This window comes from Pseudomonas oryzihabitans NBRC 102199 (assembly GCF_000730625.1).
In the GTDB taxonomy this organism is placed as follows: Bacteria; Pseudomonadota; Gammaproteobacteria; order Pseudomonadales; family Pseudomonadaceae; genus Chryseomonas; species Chryseomonas oryzihabitans.
The window spans coordinates 25,103-36,006 of record NZ_BBIT01000022.1 but is presented as its reverse complement, the minus strand read 5'-3'; the positions used below and the strand labels follow the sequence as shown (position 1 = coordinate 36,006).

Here is a 10,904-nt window from a genome sequence, read left to right as displayed (position 1 = left end):
CTACACGGCGGCCGGATCGCCTCGGAGAACCCCCTCTCCCCCTGGGAGAGGACCGGGGTGAGGGAGCCACGACTACCGCCGCATCGGCATCCGGTCGATGGTGCCGAACAGCGCCTTGAGCGACCAATCCTGCTGCTCCCGCACCTTGACCCCGCCATCCTTGCCCACCAGATAGAGCGTTGCCGGCTGGCCAGCGCGGGCGTCCAGGGCCTTGAGCAGCGCCCGGGTCTGCTCCGGCCGCAGCGGCTCGCCGTTGCGGCTGCCGGCCTCGCCCACCACCGTATAGAGCACCATTTCCCGCTCGACGAAGGCTTCGCGATTGGCCGGCTGCGCCAGTTCTTCGCGAAGCTTCGCGACCTGGGGATCCTTCGCCGTCGGCGCCACCAGGATCAGCGGCCGCGTCTTCCAGCGTTCCGCCTCCAGAGGGTTGTCGGCGGCCTGGGCCGCCGACGCCAAGCCGGCGATCAGGGTGGTCGCCAGCCCTGCCAGCACCAGAGTCTTCATGGACGCCTTCCTTCCGTTCGTTTGCAGGGAATCGTCCAAAATTGACCCCAACCCGACGCCAGGGATCGCCCCGGCGATTTCGGGTTACACAAAAAACACAAACCCGCTCTTTTAGAAATCACCAATAACCAGCCTCAGCCAGCAATAAATCATCAGAAAATCGCGCTGATCGAACATTCCTGCCAATTTCAAAAAGAACATTGCGAGGCCTGGCCTGGGCGGACTAACGTAAGCGCCATGCACAACGCCCATACCCTCATCCTCCTCCGGCAGCACCGCTGCCTGCGACTGGTCAGTCCACGACTGCGAAGCTCGACCGCGCTCGCTTCGTAAGTCCCGACCACGCCCAAGGAAAGAATTGCCATGACCATGCTCAAAGATCCCTCGCAGAAGTACCGTCCCTTCACGCCCGTCGCCCTGCCCGACCGCACCTGGCCGGACAAGGTCATCGACAAGGCGCCGATCTGGCTGTCCACCGACCTGCGCGACGGCAACCAGTCGCTGATCGAGCCGATGGACGCCGAGAAGAAGATGGCCTTCTTCAAGTGCCTGGTCGCCGTGGGTCTGAAGGAGATCGAGGTGGGCTTCCCCTCCGCCTCCCAGACCGACTTCGACTTCGTCCGCGAGCTGATTGAGGGCGGTCACATCCCCGACGACGTCACCATCCAGGTGCTGACCCAGGCCCGTGACGACCTCATCGAGCGCACCTTCGAATCGCTCAAGGGCGCCAAGCGCGCCATCGTCCACTACTACAACGCCTGCGCGCCGAGTTTCCGCCGCATCGTCTTCGGCCAGGACAAGGCCGGCGTCAAGGCCATCGCCGTGGCCGCCGGCCAGACCATCGTGCGCCTGGCCGCCGAGCGGCCGGAGACCCAGTGGGGCTTCGAGTACTCCCCCGAGGTGTTCAGCTCCACCGAGACCGACTTCGCCGTCGAGGTGTGCAACGCGGTGATCGCGGTGTTCGCACCGACCCCGGCCAACAAGCTGATCCTCAACCTGCCGGCCACCATCGAGTGCGCCACGCCCAACAACTACGCCGACCAGATCGAATGGTTCGGTCGCCACATCGACCGCCGCGACAGCGTGCTGATCAGCGTCCACACCCATAACGACCGCGGCACCGGCGTCGCTGCCTCGGAACTGGCGGTGATGGCCGGCGCCGATCGCGTCGAAGGCTGCCTGTTCGGCAATGGCGAGCGCACCGGCAACGTCTGCCTGGTGACCCTGGCGCTCAACCTCTACACCCAGGGCGTCGACCCCGAGCTGGACTTCTCCGACATCGACGCCGTGCGCAAGACCGTCGAGGAGTGCAACCAGCTGCCGGTGCACCCGCGCCATCCCTATGTCGGCGATCTGGTCCACACCGCCTTCTCCGGTTCCCACCAGGACGCCATCCGCAAGGGCTTCGCCCAGCAGAAGCCGGACGCCCTCTGGGAAGTGCCCTACCTGCCCATCGACCCGGCCGACATCGGCCGCGACTACGAGGCGGTCATCCGCGTCAACAGCCAGTCGGGCAAGGGCGGTATCGCCTTCCTGCTGGAACAGGAATACGGCATCAGCCTGCCGCGCCGCATGCAGATCGAATTCAGCCAGGTGGTGCAGCGCGAGACCGATCGCCTGGGCCTGGAGATGACCGCGGCGCAGATCCACGCCCTGCTCGAACAGGAATACCTGCAGGCCAAGAGCCCCTACGCCCTGGTCAGCCACAAGCTGCGCGAGGAAGACGGCACCTCCACCGTCGACATCAAGGTCGCCGTCGAGGGTCGTACCGAGCACTGGCACGGCACCGCCAAGGGTCCGCTGGAAGCCCTGGTCGCCAGCCTGCCGCAGGCGGTGGAGATCATGGACTACCACGAGCACTCCATCGGCGCCGGCGCCAACGCCAAGGCCGCTTCCTACATCGAGGTCCGCCTGGAAGGTCAGCGTCCGCTGCATGGCATCGGCATCGACGAGAACATCACCACCGCCAGCTTCCGCGCCCTGCTCAGCGCCCTGAATCGCGCGGTGACCCAGGCCCAGGCCAAGGCCGCCTGAAACTGACATTCGTCAAACCAAAGGGAATACCTGTCGGTGTTCCCTTTTTTTATGGCGAATCAGCGGAGATACTCCCCGCTTCCTAGGGACCGTCTCGCCTGCCCGCTTCGGCCAGCCGGGCAGCTTGTCTGGATAGGCAATGACCTTCACTCTGTCGCGAAACACCTCTCTGCTGCGTGACGCCACCGCGCTGGCGCTGCTGTTCCTGATCAGTTCGGTCCTGTGCATCCTCTTCACCCGCCAGGCGTCCTCCACCGTGGCCACCCTCTGGTTGCCCAATGGCCTGGCGATCGCCTGGCTGCTGCGCTCGGCGCCCCGGCGCTGGCCGCTGCAACTGCTGGCGGTCTGGCTGGCCGGCGCCCTGGCCGAATTGCCCTTCAGTGGGGACCCGGCCATCGGCGCGCTCTATTCCCTACCCAATCTGGCCGAGATCCTGTTCGGCGCCTGGCTGCTGCATGGCCGCATCCTCCATCCCGAACGCAATGTCGCGGCCATGGGCCGACTGCTGTTCTACGGGGTGCTGGTGACGCCCCTGGCCGGTACCGCCCTGGGCACCCTGATCGCCGCTCAGCAGGGCAATCCCGAGCTGCTGCGGGTGGCCCTGCACTGGTACCTCGGCGACGCCCTCGGCCTGCTGGTGATGATGCCGCTGGCCTTTCTCGGCCGCCCGCTGCAGTGGCTGCAATTCAGTCGTCAGGGTGCCCGTGAGTTCATCGTCCTGCTGCTGATCAGCCCCGTGCTGGTGCTCGGCCTGCTGGCCTATGTGCCCTACCCCTTCGTCTACGTCTCCACCCTGCTGCTGCTGATGACCCTAAGGCTCACTGCCCTGGGTACCGCGGTGGTCGGCGGCCTGAACATCCTGATCTTCACCTACCTGGTGGCCCACGGTTATCTGCTCGGCGTTCGCGGCGCCACCCTGGTGCAGGAAGCCCTGACCTACATTCCCGTGGCCCTGATGCAGATTCCCCCACTGTTGCTGGCCGCCGCCGTGCAGCAGAGCCGTCACCACAACCAGCGCCTGGCGCGCAACGAGGCACGCTTTCGCCATGCCCTGAGCGCCGCGCCCTATGGCATGGCGCTGCTGTCGGTGGAGGGCCGCCTGAGTCAGGTGAATGCCGCCCTGGAGGCCATGCTCGGCTATCCGCGCCACAGCCTCGACGGCCGGTCGCTCAAGGAGTTGATCGCCGATGGCGAAGAACCCCTGACGATCGAGGAAGGCGAGCAGACCCGCCGTCTGCTGCACCGCGACGGCCAGGGACTGTGGATGCAACTGGCGCTGTCGCCCGACCATGATGATGGCGACCTGCTCACCGGCTATCTGCTGCAGGCCCGCGACATCGACGCCCAGCGCCGGGCCGAGGCGACCAACGCCCGGCTCCGCGAGCGGCTGCAACTGGCCATTCGCGCCAGCAACGTCGGCATCTGGGAATGGGATACCCGCAGTCCGGGCTTCAATGCCGATGCGCGGCTGAGAGATCTCTACGGCATTGCCCCCGACAATCTCAGCCGGGACATGGACTTCTGGCTCACCTTCATCCACCCGGACGACAAGGCGCGTTCGCTGGAGGTGTTCGACAAGGTCGCCAGCGAGTCGATGTTCTACACCTTCAACTTCCGCATCAACCGCGGCGGCCCCGGCGGCGAGGTGCGCCATATCCGCTCCGAGCTGATCTCGGTGGTCGAGGCCGACGGCCATGTACGCCTGGTCGGCAGCAACAGCGACGTCACCGAGCACCACCAGCTGACCACGGCGCTCTACGAGGAAAAGGAACGGCTGCAGGTCACCCTGGCCTCCATCGCCGACGCCGTGCTGACCACCGACATGGATGGGCGCATCCTCTTTCTCAATCCGGTCGCCGAGCAGCTCACCGGCTGGTCGCTGGCGGATGCCCGGGGCCGGCCCCACGAAGAGGTGTTTCTCATCCACGACAGCCAGAGCGACGAGGTCCTGCCCAGTCCGGTGACCCGCTGCCTGCGCGAGCAGACCATCACCTCCCTGGACGAGGGCGCGGTACTGCTCAGCCGCCAGGGTGACAGGCACGAGGTGCAGGATTCGGCCGCGCCAGTGCGTACGGTGGATGGCCGCATCATCGGCGCGGTGCTGGTGTTCCAGAATGTCACCCATGCCCGCAATCTGCAGCGCGAGCTGAGCTACAACGCCTCCCACGACGCCCTGACTGGCCTCTACAACCGCCTGAAGTTCGAGCAGGAGCTGGACGCCGCCTGGCAGCAGGCCCAGGCCGGGACCGTACAGCACGCGCTGTGCTTCATCGACCTCGATCGCTTCAAGGTGGTCAACGACTCCGCCGGCCATGCCGCCGGGGATCTGCTGCTGCGCGAACTGGGCACTCTGCTGCGGGACTCCCTGCGCGGCTCGGATGCCGTGGCGCGGATCGGCGGCGACGAATTCGCCCTGCTGCTGCGCGACTGCGATCTGGTGCAGGCCGAGGCCGTCGCCGAAAAGCTCATCGCCAGCATCGGCGCCGTGCGCTTCAACTGGCAGAGCCGGATCTACGACGTCGGCGCCAGTGCCGGCATCGTCGCCATCACCGCCGAAACCCGGAGCCCGGCCGAATTGATGAGCCAGGCCGACGTGGCCTGCTATACCGCCAAGCACGCCGGGCGCAATCGCGCGGCGCTCTATCGCGCCGGCAGCGAGGACGTCGAGCGCCAGCACCGCGAGATCCTCATGGCCAGCGGCCTGCGCGAGGCCCTGGAGCAGCATCGCTTCGAACTGCACGCCCAGACCATCGTCCCCACCCGGAGCCGTGGCGGCGCGGCGCAGCATGTCGAGTTGCTGCTGCGCCTGCGCGATGTCCAGGGCCAGCTGATCTCGCCAGCCACCTTCATTCCGGCCGCCGAGCGTTTCGGTCTGATGAGCAGCATCGACCGCTGGGTGGTGCGTCAGGTGCTGGTGGAACTGGTGCCCTGGCTGCAGGAGCGACCCGGGCTGCACGTGGGCATCAATCTCTCGGGCAACAGCCTGAGCGATCCCGACTTCCTGCCCGAATTGCTGGAGCTGATCGCCGCCTCGCCGCTGGATCCGCAGCGCCTGCTCTTCGAGCTGACCGAGACCGCAGTGATCAACAAGCTCTCGGTGGCCTCGGCGCTCATCAGCCAGGTCCGCGAACGCGGCTGCCGCATCGCCCTGGATGATTTTGGCGCCGGCCTCAGCTCCTTCGCCTACCTCAAGCACTTCCGCGTCGACTACGTGAAGATCGACGGCAGCTTCATCCGCAGCCTCGACCAGGATCCGCTGGATCGCGCCATCGTCGAGTCCATCAACCAGGTCGCCCACCACCTCGGCGCCGAGACCATCGCCGAATTCGTCGAGTCCCAGGCCACCTTCGAATTGCTCGGCACCATCGGCGTGGACTACGCCCAGGGCTATGCCCTCGGCAAACCCCTCCCCCTGCAGGAGTGGCCCGGGCCTACGCGCCTCGAACCTTGAGCCGCGGCCATCGGTCGTAACCTGCATGACTCCCCCAACCGGATGAGGATTCCATGCACACTCGTACCCTTGGCCACTCAGATCTCCAGGTGCCCCCGCTCTGCTTTGGTGGCAATGTCTTTGGCTGGACCCTGGACGAAGCCCAGTCCTTTCGCATGCTGGATGCCCTGCTCGAGGCGGGCCTGACCTTCATCGACACCGCCGACGTCTATTCGCGCTGGGCACCGGGCAACCGCGGGGGCGAATCCGAGACCCTGCTGGGCAAGTGGTTCGCCCGCAGCGGCAAGCGCGACCAGGTGATCCTGGCCACCAAGCTGGGCATGGACATGGGTGAGGGTCGCAAGGGCCTCAAGGCCAGCTATGTGCAGCAGGCAGTGGAAGCCTCGCTCAAGCGCCTGCAGACCGATCGCATCGACCTCTATCAGGCGCACTGCGACGACGAGGACACCCCGCTGGAGGAAACCCTGGGCGCCTTCGCGCGGCTGGTGGAACAGGGCAAGGTGCGGGTGATCGGCGCCTCCAACTACAGCGGCCAGCGCCTGCGCGAAGCGGCCCGGGTCGCCGAACGCCTGGGCGTGCCGGCCTACCAGAGCCTGCAGCCCCACTACAACCTGCATGCCCGCCAGGACTACGAGACCGAGCTGGAAGCCGTGGTCAAGGAACTCGGCCTGGGCGTGATCAGCTATTTCTCCCTGGCCAGCGGCTTCCTGACGGGCAAGTACCGCACCAAGGACGATCTGCAGGGGTCGCGCGCGGAGATGGTCAAGCGCTACCTGGACGAACGCGGCATGGCCATCCTGGCCGGCCTCGACGAGATCGCCGAGAAGCACGACGCCACCCCGGCCCAGGTCGCCCTGGCCTGGCTGATCGCCCGCCCCAGCATCACCGCGCCGATCGCCAGCGCCACCTCCCAGGCCCAACTGGACGACCTGGTGGCCGCCACCCGGCTGCAACTACCGGCCGACGACATCACCCTGCTGGATCAGGTCAGCGCCTATCGCTGAGGTGTCGCGGCCAGGGGCCGCTCCTACGGGCCTGATCCATACCCCGTAGGAGCGGCCCATGGCCGCGATAGCCCAATCCTCCTACCGCACATAATCCAGCGGCAAGGCGGTGCTGTACTTGATCTGCTCCATGGCGAAGCTGGAGCTGACGTCCAGCAATCCCGGTACTTGGATCAGCCGCTTGTAGACGCCGTCGTAGGCGGCGATGTCCGGCACTACGATGCGCATCAGGTAGTCGGTATCGCCAGCCATGCGATAGAGCTCGACCACCTCCGGAATGGCCGCCACCGCCTCGTGGAAACGCTGCAGCCAGTCCATGGCGTGCTGATTGGTGCGCACCGAAACGAAGACCGTCACCCCCACGTTGAGCTCGCGGGGATCGAGCAGTGCCACCCGGGCGCGGATCACGCCCTGCTCCTCCAGCTTCTGGATACGCCGCCAACAGGCCGTGGTACCCAGGCCGATGCGTTCGGCGATATCGGCCACCGGTCGGGTGCTGTCCTGCTGCAAGATCTCGAGAATGGCGCGATCGAAGCGATCCATGAATTCATTTTCTCTACAACGGCTATCAGAGAGAATTCTATTCTGCTCGAAAGCTCAACGAGCGATAAGAAAGCAAATTTCTTCACTCGCGCCAGCGTTAGCCTAGGTCCATTCAAATGCCCGAGGCCGCCATGGACGCTTATCCCCTGTATTTCGATTATGCCGCCACCACCCCTGTCGACGATGTCGTCATCGAAGCCATGCTGGGTTGTATGGGGCGCCAGGGCGTCTTCGGCAATCCCGCCTCTCGCGGCCATGCCTTCGGCAACGACGCCCAGCGCGCCGTGGACACCGCCCGCCAGCAGGTGGCCGACCTGGTCGGCGCCAGGCCCGAGCAGCTGATCTGGACCTCCGGTGCCACCGAATCCAACAACCTCGCGCTGCTCGGCGTCGCCCGGCGTCGCGGGCATGGCCATCTGATCACCAGTTGCCTGGAGCACCGGGCGGTACTGGATACCGCCGCCCAGCTGGAAGCCGAGGGCTTCACCGTCACCTACCTGGCGCCAGACGCGGCAGGCCTCATCACCCCTGAGGCCGTCGCCCAGGCCTGGCGAGCGGACACCTGCCTGGTCTCGCTGATGATGGTGAACAACGAGCTGGGTACCCTGACCGATATCGACGCCATCGGCCGGCTGGTGCGCGTCCGGGGCGCCCTCTTCCACGTGGACGCCGCCCAGGCCACCGGCAAGGTCGCCATCGACCTGGCCGGCCTGGAAGTCGATCTGATGTCCTTTTCCGCGCACAAGACCTATGGGCCCAAGGGCATCGGCGCCCTCTATGTCGGTCCGCGCGCCGAGGGTGCCCTGCAGGCGCAGATCCACGGTGGCGGCCATGAGCGCGGGCTGCGTTCCGGCACCCTGGCCACCCACCAGATCGTCGGCATGGGGACCGCTTTCGCCCTCGCCGGCCAGGCCATGGCGCGAGAGAACGAGCGTCTCGGCCAGTTACGCGAGCGATTCCTGGCCGGGGTACAAACCCTGAACGGCATGCGGCTCAATGGCTGCGCCCGGCAGCGCATTCCCCACACCCTGAATCTGACCTTTGCGACGCCGCTGGACACCGCGGCGCTGCAGCGGCAGCTGGCCTTCTCGACCACCTCGGCCTGCAGTTCGGCCAAGGCGGCGCCCTCCCATGTGCTCCTGGGCCTCGGCCTGACCGCCGAACAGGCGGCGCGCAGCTACAGATTCAGCCTGGGTCGCTACACCACCGCGGCGGACGTGGACCAGGCCATCGCCCTGATCCACCAGCATGCTGCCCAGCCAGCGCCCTTCTGGGCCTGATCAGTCCAGGCGGAAGGCATCGGCATCGCGCTGCGCCGGAAAGCGCTCGCGATAGGCCGTGAGGGCTGCAGCGGACAGCGTGGCGTGGAAGATGCCGGATTCCGCGCCGGCGTCGATCAGGGGCTCCCCCTGGAAGTCCAGCACCTGGCTGTCACCGGCATAGGGATGACCGTTGCCGTCACTGCCGATGCGATTCACCGCGGCGACATAGCAGAGATTCTCGATGGCCCGTGCCGGCAGCAGGCGATTCCAGTGACCGCGCCGCGGCGCCGGCCAGTTGGCCACATAAAGCAGCAGGTCGGTGTCGTCCTGGGCGCGACTCCAGACCGGGAATCTCAGGTCGTAGCAGATCAGCGGGCGGATCAGCCATCCCTTGAGCGTCACCTGCAGTCGCTGCTCGCCCGGGGCATAGTGCTCGTGCTCGCCGGCCATGCGAAACAGATGGCGCTTGTCATAGTGCTGCAACTCGCCATCCGGCGTCGCCCACAGCAGGCGATTGCGGTGCTGTCCAGCCGCGTCCCGCACGATCAGGCTGCCGGTGACCACCGCGCCGAGCCGCTGCGCCTGTTCGCTCATCCAGGCCGCTGTCGGACCCTCCACGGGCTCGGCGAGCGCGGCCGATTCCATGGAAAAGCCGGTGGTGAACATCTCCGGCAGGATGATCAGGTCGGTCTCGCCCACGTCCCTCAACAGCGCTTCGAAATGGGCACGGTTGGCGGCCGGGTCATGCCAGGCCAGTTCGCTCTGTACCAGCGCCAGGCGCAGGTCCTGGATGGGGGTCAGATCGCGCATAGCCGCTCCGCTGCCTGGCGCAGGGTGTCTTCGCGCTTGGCAAAGCAGAAGCGCACCAGGCGCAGGTCCGCGGGCGGCGCCTGGTAGAACACCGACAGCGGAATGGCGGCGACGCCATGCTCGCGGGTCAGCCATTCGGCCATGGCCACGTCGTCCAGCTCCGGGCGGATGGCGGAGTAGTCGACCACCTGGAAATAGGTGCCGGCGGCGCGCTGGAAGGTGAAGCGCGAGTTGCCCAGCAGATCGCAGAAGAGATCGCGCTTGGCCTGGTAGAAGGCCGGCAGCTCGCTGAGATGCTCGGGATGGGCGGCCATGAAGTCGGCCAGGGCGGCCTGGATCGGCGTCACCCCGCAGAAGCTCACGTACTGGTGCACCTTGCGCAATTCCGCCGACAGCGCCGGTGGCGCTACCACATAGCCGGTCTTCCAGCCGGTGACGTGATAGGTCTTGCCAAAGGAGCTGACCACGAAGGCGCGGGCATAGAGTTCGTCGTGGGCGATGACGCTGGCATGGCGCTCGCCGTCGTAGACCAGGTGCTCATAGACCTCGTCGCTGACCAGATAGAGATCGCGCCCGCGGATCAGCGCGGCCAGACGATCCAGCTCGGCGGCGCTGACCAGGGCGCCACTGGGGTTGTGCGGGGTATTGAGCACGATGGCACGGGTGCGCGGACTCAGGGCCGCCTCCAGCGCCGGCCAGTCGATACCAAAGCCCGGCAGCGCCAGGGGCACGTGCACGCAGCGCCCGCCGGCCAGTTGCACCGAGGGTTCATAGCTGTCGTAGCAGGGATCGAAGACGATCACCTCGTCACCTGGCCGCACCAGCGTCTGCAGGGCGCAGAACAGGCCCTGGGTGGCGCCGGGGACGATGGTGACCTCGGTCTCGGCATCCACCTCTCGGCCATAGAAGGCGGCGACCTTGGCCGCCACCTGCTGGCGCAGCGCCGGCAGCCCGGTCATGGGCGCGTACTGGTTTTGGCCGGCCGCGACATGGCGACCGACCGCCGCGAGCAACTCGGCCGGGCCATCGAAATCGGGAAAGCCCTGGGACAGATTCAGCGCACCGGTCTGGGCGGCGAGCTGGGACATGCGGGTAAAGATGGTGACGGCGAGGCCGGGAAGCTTGCTCTGGATCATCGCGCGGGCACAGGTCTGGCTGGAAGGAGATCGGCAGACTGCGATTTTTTGTGCGAGAGGGCAAGTAGTGCTAAGCCGATCAGCCAGCCAGCGGTCTAGGCATAGCCTGGGTACAAGGCCTGATCCGAACATCCCCTCTCCCTCCGGGAGAGGGCCAGGG

General features: G+C 66.6%; 8 protein-coding genes. 4 read left to right on the top strand and 4 right to left on the bottom strand.

The genetic code is table 11. The annotated features are described in order from the left end of the window. Positions 1–72: 72 nt before the first annotated feature. Positions 73–504, bottom strand: coding sequence for a DUF4174 domain-containing protein (locus tag POR01S_RS21180; protein WP_027598335.1), 432 nt, complete (start codon positions 502–504; stop codon positions 73–75). Between the two features lie 363 nt (positions 505–867). On the opposite strand from POR01S_RS21180, the gene leuA reads away from it, so the two are divergent. The 3 genes from leuA to POR01S_RS21165 all read left to right on the top strand — a co-directional run bounded on the left by leuA (position 868) and on the right by POR01S_RS21165 (position 6,993). Beyond that, entirely contained in the window at positions 868–2,538 is a 1,671-nt protein-coding gene (gene leuA, locus POR01S_RS21175; RefSeq protein WP_007162440.1) for a 2-isopropylmalate synthase, read from the top strand. A 139-nt stretch (positions 2,539–2,677) separates the two neighbouring features. After that, positions 2,678–5,989 carry an EAL domain-containing protein gene (locus POR01S_RS21170; RefSeq protein WP_042138199.1) on the top strand — a complete coding sequence of 1,104 codons (3,312 nt, stop codon included), beginning with the start codon at positions 2,678–2,680 and terminating at the stop codon, positions 5,987–5,989. 53 nt (positions 5,990–6,042) lie between these two features. Beyond that, the gene (locus tag POR01S_RS21165) at positions 6,043–6,993 is read left to right on the top strand and encodes an aldo/keto reductase (RefSeq protein ID WP_042138196.1); all 951 of its coding nucleotides are present in this window, start codon (positions 6,043–6,045) and stop codon (positions 6,991–6,993) included. Positions 6,994–7,074: 81 nt separating this feature from the next. Here POR01S_RS21165 and POR01S_RS21160 read toward each other — a convergent pair whose 3' ends face one another. After that, entirely contained in the window at positions 7,075–7,536 is a 462-nt protein-coding gene (locus tag POR01S_RS21160; protein WP_007162437.1) for an Lrp/AsnC family transcriptional regulator, read from the bottom strand. A gap of 131 nt (positions 7,537–7,667) precedes the next feature. Between POR01S_RS21160 and POR01S_RS21155 the strand changes: the two genes are divergently transcribed. After that, complete coding sequence (locus POR01S_RS21155) at positions 7,668–8,816, top strand: aminotransferase class V-fold PLP-dependent enzyme (RefSeq protein WP_027598337.1); 1,149 nt, start codon at positions 7,668–7,670, stop codon at positions 8,814–8,816. Here POR01S_RS21155 and POR01S_RS21150 read toward each other — a convergent pair whose 3' ends face one another. Together POR01S_RS21150 and POR01S_RS21145 are read right to left on the bottom strand one after the other, a co-directional pair. Further along, complete coding sequence (locus POR01S_RS21150) at positions 8,817–9,608, bottom strand: amidohydrolase (protein WP_042138194.1); 792 nt, start codon at positions 9,606–9,608, stop codon at positions 8,817–8,819. After that, positions 9,596–10,744 (bottom strand): pyridoxal phosphate-dependent aminotransferase, encoded by a 1,149-nt coding sequence (locus POR01S_RS21145; RefSeq protein ID WP_042138193.1) that lies wholly within the window; start codon positions 10,742–10,744, stop codon positions 9,596–9,598. Before POR01S_RS21145 ends, POR01S_RS21150 begins: the two co-directional genes overlap by 13 nt. Between the last annotated feature and the right edge of the window lie 160 nt (positions 10,745–10,904).

Coding starts and splice junctions, on each gene's coding strand:
- POR01S_RS21180 (WP_027598335.1), bottom strand. CDS start 504: ATGAAGACTCTGGTGCTGGCAGGGCTGGCGACCACCCTGATCGCCGGC.
- leuA (WP_007162440.1), top strand. CDS start 868: ATGACCATGCTCAAAGATCCCTCGCAGAAGTACCGTCCCTTCACGCCC.
- POR01S_RS21170 (WP_042138199.1), top strand. CDS start 2,678: ATGACCTTCACTCTGTCGCGAAACACCTCTCTGCTGCGTGACGCCACC.
- POR01S_RS21165 (WP_042138196.1), top strand. CDS start 6,043: ATGCACACTCGTACCCTTGGCCACTCAGATCTCCAGGTGCCCCCGCTC.
- POR01S_RS21160 (WP_007162437.1), bottom strand. CDS start 7,536: ATGGATCGCTTCGATCGCGCCATTCTCGAGATCTTGCAGCAGGACAGC.
- POR01S_RS21155 (WP_027598337.1), top strand. CDS start 7,668: ATGGACGCTTATCCCCTGTATTTCGATTATGCCGCCACCACCCCTGTC.
- POR01S_RS21150 (WP_042138194.1), bottom strand. CDS start 9,608: ATGCGCGATCTGACCCCCATCCAGGACCTGCGCCTGGCGCTGGTACAG.
- POR01S_RS21145 (WP_042138193.1), bottom strand. CDS start 10,744: ATGATCCAGAGCAAGCTTCCCGGCCTCGCCGTCACCATCTTTACCCGC.